The organism is Mycobacteroides sp. H003, from assembly GCF_001440135.1.
GTDB classification, from domain to species: Bacteria; Actinomycetota; Actinomycetes; order Mycobacteriales; family Mycobacteriaceae; genus Mycobacterium; species Mycobacterium gwanakae.
Map to the genome: position 1 here is coordinate 991,941 of NZ_LJYL01000034.1, position 20,549 is coordinate 1,012,489.

General features: G+C 62.8%; 21 protein-coding genes. 12 read left to right on the top strand and 9 right to left on the bottom strand.

The features are described from left to right. The first annotated feature begins 2 nt into the window (after positions 1–2). From AOT87_RS24895 to AOT87_RS24905, 3 genes are all read left to right on the top strand, one after another. Complete coding sequence (locus tag AOT87_RS24895) at positions 3–845, top strand: MaoC/PaaZ C-terminal domain-containing protein (RefSeq protein WP_030097303.1); 843 nt, start codon at positions 3–5, stop codon at positions 843–845. A 233-nt stretch (positions 846–1,078) separates the two neighbouring features. Continuing rightward, on the top strand, positions 1,079–2,197 hold the full coding sequence (locus AOT87_RS24900) for a sulfate ABC transporter substrate-binding protein (protein WP_057968428.1): 1,119 nt from the start codon (positions 1,079–1,081) through the stop codon (positions 2,195–2,197). Beyond that, positions 2,198–3,979, top strand: a complete 1,782-nt coding sequence (locus tag AOT87_RS24905; protein ID WP_057968427.1) for a SulP family inorganic anion transporter — start codon at positions 2,198–2,200, stop codon at positions 3,977–3,979. It abuts the gene before it with no gap. Between the two features lie 4 nt (positions 3,980–3,983). On the opposite strand, the gene AOT87_RS24910 is transcribed toward AOT87_RS24905, so the two are convergent. After that, positions 3,984–4,601 (bottom strand): TetR/AcrR family transcriptional regulator, encoded by a 618-nt coding sequence (locus AOT87_RS24910; protein WP_030097306.1) that lies wholly within the window; start codon positions 4,599–4,601, stop codon positions 3,984–3,986. A 174-nt stretch (positions 4,602–4,775) separates the two neighbouring features. Between AOT87_RS24910 and AOT87_RS24915 the strand changes: the two genes are divergently transcribed. Then, positions 4,776–5,663, top strand: coding sequence for a TerC family protein (locus AOT87_RS24915; protein WP_057968454.1), 888 nt, complete (start codon positions 4,776–4,778; stop codon positions 5,661–5,663). Here the strand turns inward: AOT87_RS24915 and AOT87_RS24920 are convergent. Together AOT87_RS24920 and AOT87_RS24925 are read right to left on the bottom strand one after the other, a co-directional pair. Further along, the gene (locus AOT87_RS24920; protein WP_057968426.1) at positions 5,660–6,955 is read right to left on the bottom strand and encodes a cytochrome P450; all 1,296 of its coding nucleotides are present in this window, start codon (positions 6,953–6,955) and stop codon (positions 5,660–5,662) included. The genes AOT87_RS24915 and AOT87_RS24920 overlap by 4 nt on opposite strands. Next, the gene (locus AOT87_RS24925; protein WP_057970130.1) at positions 6,952–7,842 is read right to left on the bottom strand and encodes a metal-dependent hydrolase; all 891 of its coding nucleotides are present in this window, start codon (positions 7,840–7,842) and stop codon (positions 6,952–6,954) included. Before AOT87_RS24925 ends, AOT87_RS24920 begins: the two co-directional genes overlap by 4 nt. Positions 7,843–7,922: 80 nt before the next feature. Here AOT87_RS24925 and AOT87_RS24930 point away from each other — a divergent pair, with 80 nt between their 5' ends. Further along, positions 7,923–8,663, top strand: coding sequence for a MerR family transcriptional regulator (locus tag AOT87_RS24930; protein ID WP_057969303.1), 741 nt, complete (start codon positions 7,923–7,925; stop codon positions 8,661–8,663). A gap of 2 nt (positions 8,664–8,665) precedes the next feature. Here the strand turns inward: AOT87_RS24930 and AOT87_RS24935 are convergent, their stop codons facing one another. The 3 genes from AOT87_RS24935 to AOT87_RS24945 form a co-directional block, all read right to left on the bottom strand. Beyond that, positions 8,666–9,028: a YciI family protein gene (locus AOT87_RS24935; RefSeq protein WP_030097311.1), complete on the bottom strand. Its 363-nt coding sequence runs from the start codon at positions 9,026–9,028 to the stop codon at positions 8,666–8,668. Position 9,029: 1 nt separating this feature from the next. Continuing rightward, on the bottom strand, positions 9,030–9,386 hold the full coding sequence (locus AOT87_RS24940) for a YciI family protein (RefSeq protein ID WP_046255103.1): 357 nt from the start codon (positions 9,384–9,386) through the stop codon (positions 9,030–9,032). Between the two features lie 144 nt (positions 9,387–9,530). After that, positions 9,531–11,381: a fatty acyl-AMP ligase gene (locus tag AOT87_RS24945; RefSeq protein WP_057969302.1), complete on the bottom strand. Its 1,851-nt coding sequence runs from the start codon at positions 11,379–11,381 to the stop codon at positions 9,531–9,533. Between the two features lie 329 nt (positions 11,382–11,710). Between AOT87_RS24945 and AOT87_RS24950 the strand changes: the two genes are divergently transcribed. Beyond that, the gene (locus AOT87_RS24950) at positions 11,711–13,051 is read left to right on the top strand and encodes a cytochrome P450 (protein WP_057969301.1); all 1,341 of its coding nucleotides are present in this window, start codon (positions 11,711–11,713) and stop codon (positions 13,049–13,051) included. A gap of 58 nt (positions 13,052–13,109) precedes the next feature. Next, positions 13,110–14,399: a cytochrome P450 gene (locus tag AOT87_RS24955; RefSeq protein WP_057969300.1), complete on the top strand. Its 1,290-nt coding sequence runs from the start codon at positions 13,110–13,112 to the stop codon at positions 14,397–14,399. On the opposite strand, the gene AOT87_RS24960 is transcribed toward AOT87_RS24955, so the two are convergent. Continuing rightward, positions 14,396–15,523: a glycoside hydrolase family 3 N-terminal domain-containing protein gene (locus AOT87_RS24960; RefSeq protein ID WP_057969299.1), complete on the bottom strand. Its 1,128-nt coding sequence runs from the start codon at positions 15,521–15,523 to the stop codon at positions 14,396–14,398. The two genes, AOT87_RS24955 and AOT87_RS24960, sit on opposite strands and share 4 nt — an antisense overlap. A gap of 18 nt (positions 15,524–15,541) precedes the next feature. Next, positions 15,542–16,768 (bottom strand): RNA polymerase sigma factor, encoded by a 1,227-nt coding sequence (locus AOT87_RS24965; protein ID WP_057969298.1) that lies wholly within the window; start codon positions 16,766–16,768, stop codon positions 15,542–15,544. A 347-nt stretch (positions 16,769–17,115) separates the two neighbouring features. On the opposite strand from AOT87_RS24965, the gene AOT87_RS24970 reads away from it, so the two are divergent. After that, positions 17,116–17,457 carry a hypothetical protein gene (locus AOT87_RS24970; protein WP_232785749.1) on the top strand — a complete coding sequence of 114 codons (342 nt, stop codon included), beginning with the start codon at positions 17,116–17,118 and terminating at the stop codon, positions 17,455–17,457. A gap of 144 nt (positions 17,458–17,601) precedes the next feature. Further along, complete coding sequence (locus AOT87_RS24975) at positions 17,602–18,063, top strand: hypothetical protein (RefSeq protein WP_234795784.1); 462 nt, start codon at positions 17,602–17,604, stop codon at positions 18,061–18,063. 12 nt (positions 18,064–18,075) lie between these two features. On the opposite strand, the gene AOT87_RS24980 is transcribed toward AOT87_RS24975, so the two are convergent. Beyond that, complete coding sequence (locus AOT87_RS24980) at positions 18,076–18,525, bottom strand: hypothetical protein (protein WP_057970131.1); 450 nt, start codon at positions 18,523–18,525, stop codon at positions 18,076–18,078. A 45-nt stretch (positions 18,526–18,570) separates the two neighbouring features. On the opposite strand from AOT87_RS24980, the gene AOT87_RS24985 reads away from it, so the two are divergent. Genes AOT87_RS24985 through AOT87_RS24995 form a run of 3 tightly spaced genes read left to right on the top strand, consistent with a single transcriptional unit; the run spans position 18,571 to position 20,532 of the window. Further along, the gene (locus AOT87_RS24985; protein WP_057970132.1) at positions 18,571–18,876 is read left to right on the top strand and encodes a WXG100 family type VII secretion target; all 306 of its coding nucleotides are present in this window, start codon (positions 18,571–18,573) and stop codon (positions 18,874–18,876) included. A 10-nt stretch (positions 18,877–18,886) separates the two neighbouring features. After that, entirely contained in the window at positions 18,887–19,180 is a 294-nt protein-coding gene (locus AOT87_RS24990) for a WXG100 family type VII secretion target (protein WP_057970133.1), read from the top strand. 2 nt (positions 19,181–19,182) lie between these two features. Then, positions 19,183–20,532: a putative toxin gene (locus tag AOT87_RS24995; protein ID WP_057970134.1), complete on the top strand. Its 1,350-nt coding sequence runs from the start codon at positions 19,183–19,185 to the stop codon at positions 20,530–20,532. Positions 20,533–20,549: the final 17 nt, after the last annotated feature.

A 20,549-nucleotide genomic window follows, 5' to 3' on the forward strand; every position in this document is an offset into this window, starting at 1 on the left:
CCATGGCTCAGCCGTCCGGGCTCCAGAACATGGTGATGGCGGCAGTGGGTGCACTGCCGTTCATCCCCCGTCCGTCCACCTTGCCCAGCAGGGTTGTTCGGACCCACGGTGTACAAATCGACCCCGCACACGTCGCCGCCTACGCCAAGGTGACCGGCTTGAGCTTCACCGACAAGGTGCCGGTGACGTATCCGTTCGCGCTGCAGTTCCCCTCGGTCATGGCATTGGTGACGGGACTGGACTTCCCGTTCCCGGCCATCGGCACCGTGCACCTGGAGAACCACATCACCCAGCACCGCGCCATCACCGCGACCGACACCGTCGATATCGAGGTGCGCACCGAGAACCTGCGCGAGCATCGCAAGGGCCTGCTGGTGGACGTCCTGACCGACATCACGATCGGCACGGATACCGTGTGGCAGCAGACCATGACGTTCCTGCGTCAGCAACGCACCAGCCTGTCCGACGGGCCCAAGTCGGAACCGCCCAAGGCCGTCAAACTGCCGCCGCCGAACTCGACACTGCGGATCAGCGGTGGACAGATCCGCCGGTACGCATCGGTGGGTGGAGACCACAATCCGATCCACACCTCGTCGATCGGCGCGAAGGCGCTGGGCTTCCCAAAGGCAATCGCTCACGGAATGTTCACCGCCGCAGCAGTTCTGGGGAACATCCAGGGCGAGATCCCCGACGCTGTGCGTTACGACGTCAAGTTCGGCAAGCCGATTCTGCTGCCCGCCTCGGTGGGCGTGTGGATCGAGAAGGACGGCAAGGGCTGGGACATCGCCGTTCGCAATCCCAAGAAGGGTGATCCGCACCTGAACGGAACCATCACCCCGCTCTGATAGCACTTCGTTGAAGGCCCGCGACCGGTAATCCGGTCGCGGGCCTTCTGCGTTCGCCGAGTGTCGACTTTCCGCGCGAAATCGCGAGAAGGCGACCCAACAACTCGACACTCGGCGCAGAAGTGTTGCCAGGCTCCTCCGGTAATACTCACGCTGATCTCGACGGCTGCACTTCGGCGAACCGCTCGTTAGGATCGCTCGTCATTTCCTGCAGCAAATTCGAGGAGTACGTCGTGCCAGCGGACGAGGATCACCAAGAAGCGCCATCCGTCGACTGGCGCGCCCTGCTGCGACAGCTCCCTTTGTTGAACATCCTCGGCGTGGTCGCCGTCCTCGTCGCGGCCACCCTGGTGGTGGTCAAGAATCTGCCCGACCACAGCACCGACCAGCTACTCAACGTGTCCTACGACCCGACGCGCGAGCTCTACAACGTCCTCGACGGCACCTTCACCAAGCAGTACAAGGACAAGACCGGCAAGACGATCGAGATCAAGCGCACCAACGGTGGATCGGGGCGCCAAGCCCGCAGCGTCCTGGACGGCAGTCAGCGCGCCGACGTGGTGTCGCTGGCATCTGTGAGTGACGTGGACACATTGAGCCTGCGCGGGCTGATCGCGCCCAACTGGCGGCAACGGCTGCCCAACAACTCCGTCCCCTACACCTCGACCATCGTGTTCGTCGTGCGCAAGGGCAACCCGCGCGATATCCACGACTGGCCCGACCTCGCCAAGGAAAACGTCGCCGTCATCACGCCGAACCCCCGCACCTCCGGGAACGGGCAGCTCTCCGTGCTCGCGGCATGGGGCTCGGTGGTGACGCGCGGGGGCACCGAGGCGGACGCACGTTCCTATCTCGCGGCGCTGTTCCGCAACGTGGCCGCGCTCGACAGCGGAGCGCGCGGTGCCACCAACACATTCTCGGTTCAACGGCTCGGCGACGTGCACCTGACGTGGGAGAACGAGGCGATCAACGAGGTGAACGCCAACAAGGGCGAACTCGAGATCGTCTATCCGCCGGTGAGCATCCGCGCAGAGCCTGCGGTCGCCTGGGTGGACGCCAACTTGCACGACACCAAGCGCGCCGCGATCGCCAAGGCGTATCTGGAGTATCTGTTCACCGATGAGGCGCAGGAGGTCGCCGCCCAGCGCGGTTACCGTCCGATCAAGCCCGAAATCCTTGCTCGCCACAGCAATACGCTGCCCGCGATAAACCTGTTCCCCATCACGGCCATCGCGACCAGCTGGGATGACGCACGACAGAAGTTCTTCTCGGACAACGGGATCTACGAGACCATCCCGCGCATTACCGACCGGGGCACCACCACCTTCGCCTCCGACAGACAAGGACGCTAGATGCCCTCGGCACTGGGAGTATTCGAGAACTACGACGCGCTCAAGGCCCGTCGCGACATCGTCGCCGGCTTGACGGTGGCGGCGATATCCCTTCCCCAAGCCATGGCCTATGCGCTCATCGCCGGGGTCGACCCGAAGTACGGTGTCTACTCCGCGATCGTGGTCACGGCCATCGCATCGATCTTCGGGTCCTCGTCGCATCTGATCAACGGGCCCACAAGCGCCATCTCACTGCTGGTGTTCAGCTCGCTGGCATTCCTTGATCCGGAGAACCGCACCGGGCTGTTCGAAGCCCTGTTCCTGCTGGGTGTGCTGGTCGGCGCCATCCAGATCCTCATCGCCGTCTTCAAGCTCGGTGACCTCACCCGCTACATCTCCGAGTCCGTCGTCATCGGATTCATGGCGAGTGCTGCCCTGCTGCTGGCCATCGGCCAGCTGGCCAATGCTATTGGTGTGCGGGACAAGGGAGATGGGCACATGCAGGTGCTGCAGCGTGCCTGGCTCACCCTGTTCCACGGCGATGCCGTGAACTACCGCGCGTTGGTCCTGAGCGTCTCCGCGGTGGTGTTGGCGATACTCCTGCGCCGTCTGGTTCAACGCTATGGCCTGCCGCAGATCGACATGCTGCTGGTGCTCATCGTGACGGCGGTCATCGCGTACGCCTATGGCTGGTCGGTGCCGGACGGCACAGGACATACCGATGTGAAGATCTCCGGCAAGATCCCCGCCAGCCTTCCGGAATTCCACATCCCCGAGGTTCAGGTGAGCACCCTCGGTGAGCTTTCGCATGGCGCATTGGCCATTGCGTTCATCGGTCTGATCGAGGCGTTGTCGATTGCCAAGGCCATCGCACACCACACCGGACAGCAGATCGATTACAACCGTCAGATCCTCGCCGAGGGGCTGGCCAACCTCACCGGTGGCTTCTTCCAGAGCCTGCCCGGGTCGGGTTCGTTGTCCCGATCGGCCATCAACTACCAATCCGGTGCGGCGACCAGGTTCTCCGGAATTGTCAGCGCCGCAACGGTGACCATCGCGCTACTGCTGTTCGCGCCGCTGCTCCGGTATATCCCGCAGGCGGCGCTGGCCGGCCTGTTGTTGGTCACCGCGGTGCGGCTGGTCGACTTCCGGCGCCTCTCGTACGCGCTCAAGGCCTCGCGGTACGACGCGGGGCTGGTCATCATCACGGCGCTGGTCGGCGTGGCCGTGAACCTGGACACCGCGGTGCTGATTGGTGTGGTGCTCTCGATCCTGCTGTTCGTGCCGCGCGCGGCCAAGCTCAAGGCTGCCGAACTCATCGTCACCGACGAGGGTGTGATCCGTGAGCGGACACCCGAAGATGAGGCCGCCAGCTCGGTTCGCGCGTCGTCTCCCGTCATCTACGACCTGGAGGGCGAGCTGTTCTTCGGCGCGGCACCCGAACTCGACCGCTATCTCGAGGCGCTGCACGCCCGGATCCGCGACGAGAATCTGAAGGTCGTGATCCTGAGGTTGAAGCGGGTACGCCATCCCGACGTGGTCTGCATCGAGCGCCTGGAGCACTTCATCCGAGAGCACCAAGAACTGGGCGTCACCGTCCTGCTCGCCGGAGTGCGGCCGGATTCGCTCGCGCTGCTGCAGAACGTGGGCTTCACCGATTGGCTCCCCGCCGAGCAGGTGTTCCCGGAGGAAGACCGCGAATTCTCGGCGACGCTGAAGGCCGTGCGATACGCGCAGACCCGGTTGGCCGAAACACCCTCGGCCCCGGCGGCACACCAGGAAAAGCTCTACTACCTGGTCTGAAGACTTAGGCGCGCTTGGCCACGGGCTCATCGCGCGGACGACCACGCAGACCGCGCCAACCGAGGTTGAGCAGCGTGTCCTTGGCGCTTTCGACCTTGATATCGCCGGTCGCCACCCGGGAGGCGACAGCCTCACCACCGCCGACGAGGGCCACGGCCATCGCGTCGTAGTCGGTATCGGGATCGATTTCCGGTGAAGCGGCCTTGATCAGCCGCGCCACCAGTTCGATGATGCGGTCGCGCCCCTCGCGTACTTGCTTGGCGAACAGCTGCGTACTGGTGGCCTGTCCGTAGATCACGATCCACGAGGCCCGGTGCGTGTCGACGTAGTTGAGAAACGATACGACGGTGGTGCTCAACACGTCTCGTGGCGATTTCGTGAGGTCGATATCGCCACGCACCGCCTCCACGAACCTGCCGAGTTCGCGCCGTAGGCAGGCCACAAAGAGGTCTTCCTTGGAGCCGTAGTACAGATAGAGCATCGGCTTGGAAATCTTGGCCGCCGCGGCGATGGCATCCATCGAGGTGTCCCGGAAGCCGTTGAGCGCGAACTCCTGCACGGCGGCGTCCAGCATCTGCTGCTCCCGAACCGCACGGGGCAGCCGCTTGGTACCACCGGCCATGAATGCCTCCGAGGTTGGGTCGTCAACGCGAACTTACTCCAGAGTAAGCTACTGGGCGGTTCGACTATTGCACACACCCCAGAACTGCGGGTCCAAAGAGAGTTTATCTGCCCGACTCGGGGGCGGCGCGCAAACGTCACCCACCCGATACCCCCACCCCGTACCATGCGCGGCGTGGACTTCACCCTTGCGCTGACCCCCGACCTGGTGGCCGTCTTTCTGACCCTGTTCGTGCTGGAGGTGGTCCTGGGCATCGACAATGTCATCTTCATCTCCATCCTGGCCAGCAAGCTGCCCAGCGGCCAGCAGGCCCGGGCCCGCAATCTGGGGCTGACCCTGGCAATGGTGATGCGCGTGGGGTTGGTGTTCCTGGCCGGCTGGATCATCACTCTCAAAGAGGACGTTCTCGAACTGTTCGGACAGGGTTTCTCGATCAAGGACTTCATCCTCATCGCCGGTGGGCTATTCCTGGTCTACAAGGCTGTCCACGAAATACATCTCAAACTCGAAGGCACCGGCGAAGAGAGCGGAACATCCACGGGTGCAGCGACATTCAAGTCCGTGCTGGTGCAGATCCTGCTACTGGACCTGGTGTTCTCGCTCGACTCGGTGATCACCGCGGTGGGCATGACCAGCAACATGATCATCATCGTCACCGTGGTGGTGCTGTCCTTCGCGATCATGCTCTTCGCATCGCGGTTCGTCTTCGCCTTCGTCAACCGCCATCCCACCGTCAAGATGCTCGCGCTGTCCTTCCTGCTGCTCATCGGGGTGTTCCTCATCGCCGACGGATTCGGCATCAAGATCGACAAGGCGATGATCTACGGTCCGATGGCGTTCGCCATCCTGGTCGAGGCCCTCAACCTGATAGCCGCCGCACGTAAGGCGAAGCAGGACAACACGACTCAGCGGCCCGTTGCCCTACGTCCCAGCTATCCCGATGTGGACGAGTCCGTGGCGATTGCCGCGGCCACCTCGGCGAGTCCGGACGCAGGTTCGGTCGGACTATCCCGAAAGCCCGTGGCAGGCGGGGGCGGCGATACCCCGGCCGGACTCGGCTAACGTGCCACGAGCCGAACCCGCAGCTCCTCCAGGCCACGTAATGAGCTGTTGGTAGTCCACCTCGGCGTGCCCTCGATTTCGACGCGCTGCACTCGGTTGACTAGTTCTCGCAGCACCGCTTGCCCTTCCATGCGGGCCAGCCCTGCCCCCAGACACAGATGTACACCCGACCCGAACGCCACGTGCTGGGTCACCGGCCGAGTCGCGAGATAGCGATCCGGGTCATCGAACTCGCGCGGATCACGGTTGGCCGCACCCCACAACAACGCCACCCGGGCACCTGCCGGGATCACCGCGTCCCCGACGGGGTAATCCTGCGCCGCAGTGCGATAGAAGTTCTGAATCGGCGAGGAATAGCGCAGCTGCTCCTCGACCGCGCCGGCAAGCAGCCGCGGATCGGACCTGATGAGCTCGAACTGGTCCGGGTTTTCCGACATCGTCAAGAACATGGTGCTCAGCAGGTTGGTCGTGGTCTCGTTGCCTGCCAGCAAGAGCAACAGCGCGAAGTAGAAGAGCTCGTCGTGGCTGATCTGTCCCTCGCCGGCATCCGCGACGAGCTTGCCCAGCACGGTGTCCGCTCCCAACAGGTTTCCCTTACCGAGTTGGGTCATGAAGTAGTCATGCAGATGCCGAACACCGTTGAGAGTTCCCGGAACCTGCCGCAAGCCCTTGGGGCTGAACTCGACATTGGCCACTCGCACCGATTCGTTGGACCAGTGCCGGAAGAACGCCTCATCTTCGGGCGGAATGCCGAGAATGTGCGCGATCATCCTCATGGGTAATGGAACTGCCAGATGCTCAACGACATCCGAGCCGGGGTCGTCCAGGAGCCCCGTCACCAACTCGGCGGCCAGCCGGTCCACCGTCGGCGCCCAGCCCTCCAGTGCCCCACGGGTGAACCCGGGCAGTGCCTTACGGCGAAGTTCGGTGTGCCGCGGCCGGTCCATGTTCAGCAGCACCGGAACTTCAAACCGCGCCCGTACGACACCGTCGCGGTTGGACAACAGTGCGTCGTTGCGAGCCGCCGCGCGCACATCCTCATAGCGACACAGGATGAAAGCATTGCGTTTTCGGTTGTAATGCACCCGGCCACCAGCTAGCAGCATGCGATATCCCGGGTATGGATTGGCGGCGGTCTCCGGGTCCATCGGATCGAAAACAGTTTCCTGCACACCCGGAAACCGGCGACCGGAAACCTTGGCCCGCATTTCGGTGGCTGCGTTGGTGATCAGTGACCGAACAACGGGTTTGGTGGTGGCGTAGACGAGACGTGCGTCGTGCTTCAGGGTCATTTCAGGTGCCCGACAAGTTCACCCTCGGCGCCGAAGAGCCTTTCTTGCCATTCGACCAGGAGGGCATTGGTGTCGATGTCATCCGGATGGAATCCCTTGCGCATGAACGGCTTCATCTCCCGATAGATGCCTCGGAACAGCGGTCCGCGCACCATCCCGAAGGTCTCTCGCAGTAGTCGCAACGGCTGGCGCCGCCCCACCGGATCCGTGGTGAAGATCGACACCCACGATGAGGCCACGATCGCTGGCACCGCGATCGTGGAGAGGAGCCGCATCATGCGGATGCGCAGCTGCTCCGACGCGCCAATATCGCGATAGACGTCGAAGGCCACCGATTTGTGTTCCAGCTCTTCCAGCGCGTGCCAATTGAGCATGTTCCGGATTTCGGGATCCGACAACAACTTCTGGATGTCTGGCCGTCCCAGCACATTCTCCGCGAACACCGCGGTGAAATGTTCGGCCCCAACGGTGAACGCCAAGAGCAGGTGCCGAATTCTGCGGCACCGATCCGGGTCGGGATACTGCTTGTCGAGAAACTTCTCCATACGCTCGGTGCTCTGCAGAAAGTATTCGAACCATGCGGTGGGGTATCCCATTTCGGCGAGCTGTTCGTTGAGCTCGCGATGCTGCAATCCATGCGTCATCTCCTGGCCGATGAAACCGGCCACCCGCTTCTTGAGGTCGGGATCGGTGATCTTGTCCCGGTAGCGACGCACCGACCGCACGAAGATGTCTTCCCCCGGCGGAAAGATCGCCGACAGGAAGGCCACCGTGTGACTGAACACGATGTCGTTCTGCGCGAAGTGCTTGGGCCCGGCCGGTGTGTCGGTGAATCCGAACGCGATACGACGGGTCTTCGGGTAGCTCACCTGGGCAGTGTCGGTCATCGAAATCCTCTCCGTTGACGTTCCAAGAACAAACGTAACGGAAACTTCCGTAACGGACAATGGGGTAATCTTTAGGCCTGATGGACCTGACTATCGATCAGCTGGCGCAGCGCGTGGCCATGACGGCGCGCAACATCCGCGAGTGGCAGACGCTCGGGCTGGTACCCCCACCCGAGAAGCGGGGACGCGTCGGCATCTACTCCGACGACCATGTCGCGATCATCAATCACGTCAAGAACTTGAAATCCCAGGGGTTTCCGCTGGATGTCATTCGCCGGGTCATCGACTCAGGCGGCGGCTCCGAGGACAGCGTCCGCAAGATGGTGATCGAGGCCCTCAGCCCATTCGCCACGGGAGAGCCGGTGGTGATGCCGCGCGCCGAGCTCACCACACGCGTCGGCACGGGCGCCGATGTGGCACTGGCCGAGCTGGGGCTGGTGTCCGATGTCGATGCGAAAACGATCTCGGTACGCGACTGCGAAACCCTCGACGCAATCGAACTGCTGATCGCCGCAGGCATGTCGATGTCCCGCATCACCGAGACCCTGCGCGAAGTGGACCGGCTGCAACATCAGATCGCACAGCTGTTGCTGGGCGCCTACGTGGCCGACGTCTGGCAGCCCTTCGTCGAGTCCGGTTATGCGTCCGAGGACTGGGGTAAGATCGCCGAAAATGCTTCGAAGGCAAAACAATTGACTGTCACGCTGGCATCGCGACTGTTGGCGCGGGCCCTCGATGACACCGTCGACCCGATCCTGCTGCAACAGGCCGACGAGGCCGAGTCCGTGCTGGAACGCAACCGCCCGGCCTCATCGGCCTAGTCTCAGTCGACCTCGCCGCAACCCCGGTCCAGGCCACGAACCTCGATGGGGCACCACACCGCACGGGATACCTCGGCGGCCCACTGCTGGGCTTCGGCCAGGGTCGGCACCTCGATGATGCTGAAGCCACCGAGTTGTTCCTTCGTCTCGGTGTACGGCCCGTCGGTCGTGGTATGCCCAGAGGCGTTGGCACTCACCATGGTCGCGGTAGCGGCCGGCTGCAGACCAGCGGCGAAGAGCCACACCCCCGCCTCCTGCATGCGGCGGGTGACAGCCTGTACATCGGCACCGATGGTCTCCAAGGCGGCATCGTCGGGCTGCACCGCATCAGGTGGATAAACAATCGAGAGCAGATAGCGGCTCATGTCAGGCCTCCTCGTCCTGGAAGGGCCGCACCTCGACGGGCTCCTCGCATGCCGCCGACCCCTCGGCGGCCCACTTCAACGCCGCATCGAGGTCAGGCGCATTGATGATCCAGAAACCACCGAGGTGTTCCTTGGTCTCCAGGTAAGGGCCATCCGTGGTGGTGACCTTTCCGTCCACACTGCGGACGACGGTCGCATCCGATGGTTCGGTCAGACCGTTCGCGAACACCCAGACGCCAGCCTCTTTCATTCTCTCGTTGAGCGCGCCGGTCTGGGCGTACAGCCGCTGCACATCCTCATCACTCCAGTCGGCTGCGTTCTCCGCGTAGCTGTGGACCGAGAGTAGGTACTGCTTCATGGTCGTCCTTTCTATCCGCTTCTGGCGATGGGGACGCCCGGTCGGCTTCCCTTCAACCTCACTACGAATAGACCTGCCCGAAATCGACACCTCATCGCATAAGTCGGAAAGAAATTGCGGAGGATCTCAGTGCGGGCAGCCGAACTACGAGCCGTGCGTCCCGAGCTTGTTGTCCAGGTATTCCTGGCGGCAGGCTCGGCGCGCGATCTTTCCGCTGCTGGTGCGCGGGATCGCGCCGGCCTGAACCAGCTGGACATCGGCGATGGGCAGGGCGTGCCGACGAGAGACAGCAGCCCGGATCGCCTCGACGATGGGGCCCGGTTCTGCCCGCCCGGCTCCCGCGGCGCGTTCGGCGACGATGACCAACCTCTCTCCGGCACCTTCACCTGCCTCGACGCCCACGGGCAATTCGTTGGTGGGCACTGAGAAGGCCGCCACGAATCCACGCCGCACCACCGGAGAGGCGTCCTCGACGGTGGCCTCGATGTCGTGCGGGTAGTGGTTACGGCCGTCGACGATCACCAAATCCTTGACCCGGCCGGTGATGTACAGCTCACCCTCGAGATAGACGCCGAGATCGCCCGTGCGGAACCAGGCAGCGCCCAGTCCGGCACCGGTGGCATGGCTGCCCTCGCCCAGGCGCGCCCGCAGCGTGTTGCGGAAAGAGAAGTCCGTCTCCTCCGGACGGCCCCAGTATCCGCGGCCAATATTGTTGCCGTGCAACCAGATCTCGCCCACCTGTCCGTCGGGCAGCTCCGCCCCGGCAGTCGGGTCGACAATCACCGCCCACTGACTGCGGGCGATCTGACCACAGGACACCTGTGGCACCGCCTTCTCATGGGCGGCGTCCACCCGTACCGCGTATCCGGCACCCAGCTGTTCGCGATCCACATAGATAACGGACGGCTCCGCTTCGGGCGCGATCGAGGAGACGAACAGCGTCGCCTCGGCCATACCGTAAGACGGCTTGATGGCGTTGGCCGGTAATCCGTGGGGACCGAAGGCCTCATTGAACTTGCGGATCGACGCGATGCTGACCGGCTCGGAACCATTGATCAGCCCCGCCACCTTGCTCAGATCCAGGGCTTCGCCATCCTTCGGCAGGCCTCGCTCGGCGGCCAGCTCGAAGGCGAAGTTGGGGGCGGCGCCAAAGGTGCGGCCCACATGAGACGCGGCCGCGAGTTCCTTGATCCAGCGACCGGGCCGCCGCACAAACGACATCGGCGACATGAGCGTCATCCGCCCCCCGCACAGCGGGAACATGAGCATGAGCAGGCCCATATCGTGGTAGAGCGGCAGCCAGCTCGCTCCGCGGACATCCACATCCAGACCAACGGAAATGACCATCTGCAGCACGTTGGTCATCACCGCGCGATGGGTGATCTCGACGCCGGCGGGCACTCGCGTCGATCCTGACGTGTACTGCAAATAGGCGATGTCATCGGTATCCGGCGTCACCCGCACATACGTCGCGCCCACCGAGTCGGGCACGCCGTCGACGGCCAAGACCCGGGGCCGGCGCTCGCGCGGCAGCCTCCGGACGAAACCGCTGACGGATTCGGCGGCCGCCTCGTTGGTGAGCACCACCGTCGGCTGGGCATCGGTCAGCACCGCATCGAGCCGCTCGGCGTGACCCGGAAGTTCGGGGGCGAAAAGGGGCACCGCGATGGTCCCGGCCTCGATGGCGGCGAAAAAGCCGACGACGTAATCGAGGCCCTGAGGCGCCAAGATCGCGACCCGATCCCCGGGCGTGGTCACCTGCTGAAGCCTCGCCGCGACCGCACGCGAACGCGCCCGCAGTTGGGGCCAGTTCAGATCGGACGGAGCGCCCTCCGGGTCGCTGCTGAAATCGACATAGCGGTAGGCAAAAGTGTCGTGCTCGCCATCGACGGCGCACTCCAAATAGTGGTTGACGGTGTAGCCATCCGGTAAGGAGATCGCGCCCGTCTCGTCCAGGTACTCCTCGACACGCAACCCTGACACCAGCGCACTCATCGCAACCTCCGCGTAGCCGTAACTACGACAGCCGGACAACAACAAGCAGCAACGAATAGCCATCACGCTTTGCTACGGTCCCGACCGAACGTAGATGGTACGTGACGTACCAGTAGCAAACGGTACTCGAAGTCCCAATAGGACGCCGCGCCTAAAAAGGCCGGAAGGCACATTGTTCACTGTGTGCTTTGACACCCCCGAGTAGCGATGTGACGGGTGCGACCGCGACGGGCCGAACCTGCGCTGGTGCCCGCCCCTTTTCGGGCATTCCCTTCCCCGCCGGTCACTATTAGACTCGTGACAAATAGCATCCAGCGTCGGAGGCGAATATGCGATCCAGGGATCTGATCAAGTACTGGTCGCGGTGGGTGACCATGCACGGCATCAGCCGCGTCGGACTGCTCACCCAGGTGCGCAAAATGCCCTTGGCGGCGTTGTTCCTCAGCCCGGATCGCGCCAACAACCATTACCGGTACATCGAACAGATCCGGTCCGTGGGCCCCATTGCTCCGGCCCGGGCCACCGGCCTGGTCTTCACCGGTCTGGCGCAGACACGCGAAATCCTGCGGGACCATCGATTCATCACCATGGCGCCCAACAACATTCCCTCCCCGGTGCTCCCCCAGGGACTCAGCCGGTGGATCTTCAACAGGACAGAGCCAGGTCTGCCCAACCCGGTAGAGCCTCCCGCCATGCTGGCCGTCGACCCACCCGAACACACCCGGTTCCGCAAGCTGGTGTCGAGGGCGTTCACACCACGCGCGGTAAGCAAGCTGGAGGACCGCGTCCGTGAGGTGACGCTAGAGCTGCTCGACAACCTGGAACGCAAGGAGCGAGCCGACCTGCTCGACGACTATGCCTCGCAATTGCCGGTGGCGATCATCGCCGAGATGCTCGGTGTTCCACGCGAAGACGCTCCGTTCCTCCTGGAATGGGGCAATCACGGTGCGGCGCTGCTGGACATCGGCATGACCTGGTCTGCGTATCGCGATGCCACCCAGGCGCTCATCGAGATCGACCGCTACTTCGACGCTCACCTGGTCCGGCTGCGCCGCGAGCTTGCACAAGACCCGACCATCGACGGCATCTTGGCGAGCATCGTGCGCGACGGCGATCTGGACGACCGCGAACTCAAGGCCACCATGGCACTGCTGCTCGGTGCCGGATTCGAAACGACGGTCAACCTCATCGGGAATGGCATCGTGGCCCTGCTGCGTCACTCCGAACAGTTGGCGTACCTGCAGGAGAATCCGGAAGGCTGGCCGAACGCCGTCGAGGAGATCCTGCGTTACGACTCCCCGGTGCAGGTCACCGGCCGGGTGGCCACCGAAACCGTCGAATTCGACGGCCACACACTGCCTGCCGGCTCGATGGCGGTGCTACTCCTCGGCGGGGCCAACCGCGATCCCGTTGTTTTCGATGAGCCCGACGTCTTCGACGTGAGCCGCGCCAACGCCCGAGAACACGTGGCATTCGGCAGTGGTGTCCATGTCTGCCTGGGCGCGAGTCTGGCGCGGATGGAGGGTGTGGTGGCGCTGCAGTCGCTGTTCGAACGCTTCCCCGAGCTGGCGCTGGCAGCCGATCCCACCCCGGGCAAGCATGTCAATCTGCACGGCTTCGGAAGCCTGCCAGTGAACCTCGGCCGTGCCCGGGTACGAGCCAGCAGTTAATCTCGAGGCTGCGCGATGTCCGTTCGGCATCGAGCGAGCCGACACGGGGATCGGACGGATGCACGACCGGATCAAACAGCGCACCCATTGGGCGGTGACGCACGGGATGGCCCGTGCGTACCTCAAAGTGGCTGCCCGCCGCGGTGAACCCGTCGCACAGCTGGGAATCGACACGGCCCAGGCCGCAAGCATCTACGCAATCATCGACAAGATCCGTGGCCGCGGAAGGATGTCGCAGGCAGGCGATGGCTGGATCACCGCAGATGCGCAGATCGTCCGAACGATCTTCCGCGACAACCGGTTCGTCACGTTCAAACCCGAACACCGGTCCTCCTCACCGATCATTCAGCGCTTGGCGGCGTGGAGCGACCCGCAGCTGCTCAATCCCGCCGAACCGCCGTCCATTCTGATCACCGATCCACCCGACCACGGGCGGCTGCGACGCCTCGTCGCCGCGCCGTTCACCCCACGCGCCATCGAAGCCCTGCGCGGACGCATCCAGGACGTGACGAACGGCCATCTGGACGCGCTGGAGCAGCATCCGCACCCGGACCTGATCCCCGATTTCACCGCGAAGATCCCCATCGCCGTGATCGGCGAGATGATCGCCGTGCCGCCGCAGGATTACTCACTGCTCTATACCGCGATGAATCGCGCGATCCAGCTGATCGCGACCACCGCCCCGTCATGGCGCCAATATCAAGACGGCACAGCGGCTTTACGGGAAATAGACGAATACCTCGAGAAACACGTCGCCCGTCTGCGCCGTGAAGGCACCGAAAGTGAGCTGGCCACAGGACTTCTCGACAGCGATCTGAGTCACTTCGAGCTCAAGATGTTCTTTGCAGTGTTCCTGGGCGCGGGATTCGTCACCACCACACATCTGATGGGCAAGGCTATCCTCGCGCTGCTTCGCCACCCCGAGCAGCTGGCGGCGCTGCGTGCCGATCCGAGCCTGTGGCCCAACGCCGTCGAGGAACTCATGCGCTACGACACCTCGAACCAGTGGTCGGCCCGCGTCGCCACCGAAACCGTCGAAATCGAAGGACACACCATCGAGGCCGGCCAGTCGGCGCTGCTACTTCTCGGCGGAGCCAACCGCGACCCTGCCGTGTTCGAGAACCCCGACGTCTTCGACATCACCCGGCCCAACGCGCGCGAAAACATCACGCTGGGCACCGGAATCCACGTGTGCCTGGGCCAGGTGCTGGCACGCGTCGAGCTGCATACCGCGCTGCAATCGCTGTTCGAACGCTTCCCAGGGTTAGCGCTGGCCGGTGAGCCGGAGTACTTCGACGGGATGGGTATTCACGGGCTGCGCAGCCTGCCCGTGACGCTGGGACGTTAGCCGCAGGCGGCGACGCCCTTGAAAGCCAGCACCCGGCGCACCGAGGCGTTGATCGCGTCGCCGTTCAGTTCGCCTGCGTTGTAGGCCGATTCGAGGCGATCCAGGACTGAACCAACCTTTTCGGTGCTCACCCAGAGCGCCCAGTCGACACCGGCCTTGATCGACTTGAGCACCGCCTCCTCGATCGGGAAACGGTCGGTGATGGCGGCCATCGAGGACAGGTCATCGGTGAAGATCACTCCGTCATAGGCAGGCGCCCCGTAGCCGGTTCCCTTGCGCAGCAAGTCGACTGCGGCCGGACTCAGACTGGATGGGTCGTCACCGGTCAGTCCGGGGACCTGCATGTGCCCGATCATCACGGCGGCACCGCTGGTTACCAGCGAGCGATACGGCACCAAATCGTTGTCCTTCAGCTGCTCCAGCGGCGGGGTTACCACGCCGTTGGTGTGCGAGTCACCCGACGCGTGGCCATGGCCCGGAAAGTGCTTCACCACAGCGCGCACACCGCTGGCCTGATATCCCCGCACCGCTGCCTCCGCGTATTCGGCGACCTTCTGCGGGTCGCCGCTGTACGAGCGGTCCCCGATGGCGCCGTCCGGATCGCCGTCGGTCACGTCGGCATCGGGGGCGAAGTCGATGGTGATGCCGAGATCCTTCATCTTCTGACCGCGCTCCTGGCTGAGCGCCTGCACCTGTTCAGGGGTCTGCGTAGCGGCCAGTTCCCGCGCGGACGGGGACGGACCGATGAGGTCCTTGAGGCGAGACACCCGCCCGCCCTCCTCATCGACGCTCACCGCTGCCGGGATCGGACCGGCGGTGACGACGTCGTGGAGGGAGCCGTCAGTCAGCATCTCCTTCTTGGTCCAGCTGCCGACGAAGATGCCGCCAACGTGATGGTCACGCACCAGCGCACGGGCGTCGTCGGCGTCCTTGACGCCCACCATGAGCAGCTGCGCCAGCCTGTCACGGGTACTCAGGCAGGCCAGGTCAGCAGCGGGCGCTGCGGTGGCGGGGGCCTTTCCCGAGGACGACGGCGAGGGTTCCTTGGACGGCTCCGAGGTGTTGCCGCCGCAGGCGGACAGCGCCACCACAACGAGACCGGTCAGTACTGTCCCTGCGCGCATTCTCATGAGGCCATCGTGTCATGCGCCGGTGTCCAGCCGGGCCAGCCGGTCGCCGAGGTACCCACGGAACACCTCATTGTCCGTGGATACCAACGCTTTTCGGTAGGCCTCAGCGGCTTCCCGATTCCGGCCGAGTCGGGTGAGCAGATCGGCGCGTGCGGCGTGCAACGGGTAATACGCGTCGAGGTCCTCCCGTAACGGGTCGATGACATCCAGTCCGGCCCGCGGGCCGTCGCGCTCACCAATGGCCACCGCGCGATTGAGCGCGACCACGGTAGTGGGGGTGAACACCGTCAGCTGGTCGTATAGCGCGACGATCTGGCTCCAGTCGGTTTGTGCTGCCGTGGGCGCATCGTCATGCACGGCATTGATGGCGGCCTGGATCTGATACGGCCCGGGGGCGTTGCGTCTCAGGCAACGCCGCACCAGCTGGTGCCCCTCGTCGATCATCTCGCGGTCCCATCGGGTGCGGTCCTGATCGGCGAGCAACACCAGCGCCCCGCTGGCATCGGTACGGGCGCTACGGCGCGCCTCGGTGAGCAACACCAATGCCAGGAGCCCCAGCACCTCGGGCTCGTCCGGCATGAGATCGGCCAGCACCCGCGCCAGTCTGATCGCCTCGGCGGATAGGTCCGTACGGGTGAGCGTGGCACCCGAGGACGCCGCGTAGCCCTCGTTGTAGACGAGGTAGAGCGCGGCCAGCACCGACGACAACCGGTCCGGTAGATCGTGGTCCCCCGGCACCCGGTACGGGATACCTGCCGACGCGATCTTCTTCTTGGCGCGCGTGATGCGGGCGGCCATGGTCGATTCGGATACCAGATATGCGTTGGCGATTTCAGGGGTGGTGAGTCCGCCGAGCAGGCGCAACGTAAGCGCGACCTGCGCCTCCTGGGACAAGGCCGGGTGACAGCACGTGAAGATGAGCCGCAGGCGATCATCCCGCACCGGACCCACCTCCTGCGGTTCCGGCCGCTCCTCCTCGAGAACGCTTGCCTCTCTGGATAACTCGTCGCGCCGCTGGTCGCGCCGCAATTTGTCGACGCCGCGGTTGCGGGCCGTGGTGGTGATCCACGCACCCGGATTGGGCGGAATACCGTCTCCTGGCCATTTCGCGATGGCCACCTCGAACGCCTCCTGTACGGCGTCCTCGGCGAGGTCGATGCTGCCGAAGTAGCGGATCAAGGTTGCCACGGTGCGGCCGTGCTCCTCGCGGAAGATGCGGCCGATCTCGTCGTGCGCCACGGGTCAATGGTGCCTCTCCGGTGTCGGGTGTCCTACAGACACCACGAACGAGCCGCGCGGAAATCGACAGCGCGCGCCCGTACAGTCGATTTGTGAGAGGCAGTATGCGGCGATACGCGGCGTATGCGTGCGTTGCTGGTTCACTCGTGCTCGTGGCATGCACGGATCAGGTTCCAGGCACACCAACCCCGGCGGCCACCGCCACGTATTCATGTCAGGCACGATCCGTAACAGGGCGGGCCTACACCCAATTCCGCTCAAATGGTCACCCGTTATCCGTCTCTATCCCCAAACTCCCAGACTGGCGGTCAGCTCCGACTGCATTGAGGGAAAACCAACTCGCCCTTATGAAAACGATCGGGACAACCCAGAGTTATGTTGCGCTGTCAATTCTGCGGCCGGAGCCGGATCGCGACAAAGCTTCCGCGCAACTGAGCAAGTTGACTAGGTTCGACCCGTCAGTGTCTATCGTTCAAGAAGAAACGGTGAATGTTTGTAGCCTAGAGGCATCACGACTCGCCGGAATTGCCGAAAATCGAGGCCTGCGGTTCGACTATCTGAACCTCGCGTATCCGGCCAACGGAGTCTTCTATCCAATCCAACTCCGCAATCAGATGGGCGCAGGCGATGTTCCTCTATTCGGTACCGATGTTGACGTGATTTTCCGAAACCTGCAGATCGGACCGTAGAGTCGGCGCATGCACAACGACGTCCGTCGGAACATCCTCCGTGCCATAACTTCTGGTGCGCTCATACTCGCCGGGTGTTCGGAGCCACGGTCCGGGGCACCCACTGCGGAACATTCGACGTCCTATTCATGCCAAGCACAGGCGGTGACGGGCGAGACCTATACGCGGGCAGGTACGCCCAAGGCACCGTTCACCGTTTCCATCCCCAAGCTGCCCGGTTGGGAACCGGCCGCGACAGCGCGCACAGATAACAAGCTTGCGGTGGTTAAGACGATCGGAATCAGCAGGAGCCTCACCATGCTGATGTCCCTGGACTCTGCCCCTAGCTACGAGCAGGCGCAGGAGCAGCTGAATAGCTTTACCAATATCGTCGGGCCAGTAAAGATCACTCACGATGAGGCCCTTGAGATCTGCGGCACAAAGGCCACCCGGCTGATCGGCACCGCTGAAGAACGAGGTCAACAGTATGACTACCTCAACGTGACCTACCACTCCGGTGATAACTATTACCCCGTACAGCTGCGCAACCAGATGAAGCTTAGCGATGTACCTCTATTCAGCGCCGACATCGACGTCATGTTCCAGGGTTTCCAGATCAGCCCATAGATGACTTGTGTGCTAGCCGTCCCCACGAATATTCGGGGCCCACAACAACAGTTCAGCGCGCGCCGCATTCGCAGCTTGCACGTCAATCGTCGCACCCTCCGAATCGATTCGATAAGGCACAAGCATGTCGATAGCGATTCCCTCGGAATGCTCAAGTTTGATCTTGATGGCATCTCCTGCCACAGGCACCGAGGCAGTCACGTCTAATACAGCGGCCCGCGCTCGCAGCTGCTGCCTGTCGCTGGGCAGTTCCAGGCCATCAATGATTCCAGGCTCATCCTGCGGCATCGCAGCTATCGCCGACCGTCGTACCGATACATCACCAGCGAGCCCAATGACCATCATGAACGGTGCGAAGTCATCGGCATGCGCAAGCTCCACCGCGACGAACTTGATAGCATCGCCAAACAGCTTGTCCACATCGTCTTGTGCTTGCGGCGATGCTGTCGATCTCCATTCCATTGGACATCCTTTGAGCTGTTGGCGGGTTGGGCAGGGAGGGGATTCATGGCAGACCAACGACTGCGTGTGTCGACAACCGCGCTCGAGCAAGGGGCACGCGAGCTGCGCCAGCATCATCGCACGATCGAGACGGCTGTTGCCGAAATCCATCGGCGGGCTCAAACACTTCAGGGTGTATGGACTGGCTCAGCTGCAAACGATGCGGCAACGGCATGGGACGATCTTCGCAAGACGCTCGCATCCCACCTGGATACGCTGTCGGAGCATGCTGAGTTGTTGCTCAGAACCGCGAAGCTGCACTCTGATCAGGAACAGCTGACCACGCAGGCCATCGCCTCAACGGATAGCTAGCGGGGTTGATATGGCTGAACGTACGTATGACTTGGACGCGATGCAAGAACACATCGACTTCCTGACCAAGCAAATAGAATCGCTCACCGATCAGGCGAAAAATGTCGAGCGCACGGCGGAGGGCGTCCTGTCTCAGTACGAGGGACAAGGCGCAGAAAAGTTCATGGAAGCAAACGCTGAGTGGCGAACCAAATTCACACAGCATCTTGAATCACTTGGGGCACTGCGCGACAGAATCAAGATCACTCACGGCAACTACCTCGATGCGAGGACGAAGAACCGCGAAATGTTCCCGGGGGCGTAATCATGACAAAGGCCGATCCAGAATGGTTCTACTCCGTCGCCACCAAACTTGCAGAGGCGGCCACTTCCTTCGAAGCCCGCTTCACCGCACTTGACCAGAAGCTGAATGTCTCTCGATCAGCGGGTGGCTACGCAACCGGTGGACCGCGCTGGAGCTCCAGCTATGACCAATCCGCGTCCGATGTGTTCGAAGTCGGCTCCCTTGGGGTGATGGCAGCTACGGTCCTTGCAAAGTTGGTACACGAAGCAGGGCTCAACGAGGCCAGAGCGGAGAACGAGTCGAGTCCAACGGGCCCTCAAGAACGCACTCCGCCACCGCCCTCGGGGAGCAAGATCAACCACGCCATGCACCCCAGCCAGCTTTCCGTCGGCGGAAACAACTCCAAACCAGACCATTGGTCTCTCATTGCCGACTATGTAAAAAAGGAATGGGCTGATTGCGACGAGAGTCGAATTCGTGCGGCCGGATCCGCCTTCAGTTCCTTCGGCACAGACAGTCAGAAGCAAGCAACCGATCTCTGGAACGCCTGCACGGCGATCTTCACTGAAGATCGACAAAAAGGCTATCCAGAGATCAATGAAATGGTCACTGAAATCGCCAATGTATGTGGCGCACTCAAAGGGGAGGTCGCTTCTGACCTGGGCGTCGCCTGCGAAGCCGTAGGTTCAAAGGCCGACGAGATGAAGAAGTTAGGTCAGCAATCCCTTACGATACTGCACTACATTATCCTATCCTATGAAGTGGACAAGGTACTGGCGCGCAGACTTCCTTTTGGCGATCGGATAAGAAAAGGTATCGATCGATTAATTGAATTCAATAAAAGGGAATACGCCAAAGCTAACGACAAACTCATGGAGTCGATCAACCAAAAGGTAGACCAAGCAGCCGAATCCAACGAAGGTATCAACAACCTTGCGACAACGGATGCCAAGTTTCTGTCAAATCTCCTGGACAGAATTCCCAGGCAAACGGACCCCATTCGCAATCGCACGAAAGAAGAAAATGAGGCCGCTGGCGACGAAGGGGAGCGGCGAGCAGGAATCGATCCCAGAGGCCGCAAGAGAGAGGTGCGAGTCATCGTCGACACGGGCTCCGGGCCCGTAGCACGCGAGGTCGTACCTGATCGAATTGATGACGTGAACCGGCAGGTCATAGAGGTTAAGAACACCAACGAAATCAGGCCTGATCGCGTACAGATTCTCGCGGAGGCTGAGTGGGCGCGACAGAACGGCTACACGATGACCCTGGTCGTTGACCATCGCACCGCGATCAATGACCCGAAGATCCAAGAGATGGTGAACAACGGGCAGATTCAAGTCGTCAGGAAGGAACTTGATGATGCATACTTCTAATTACATCGGCATACCGC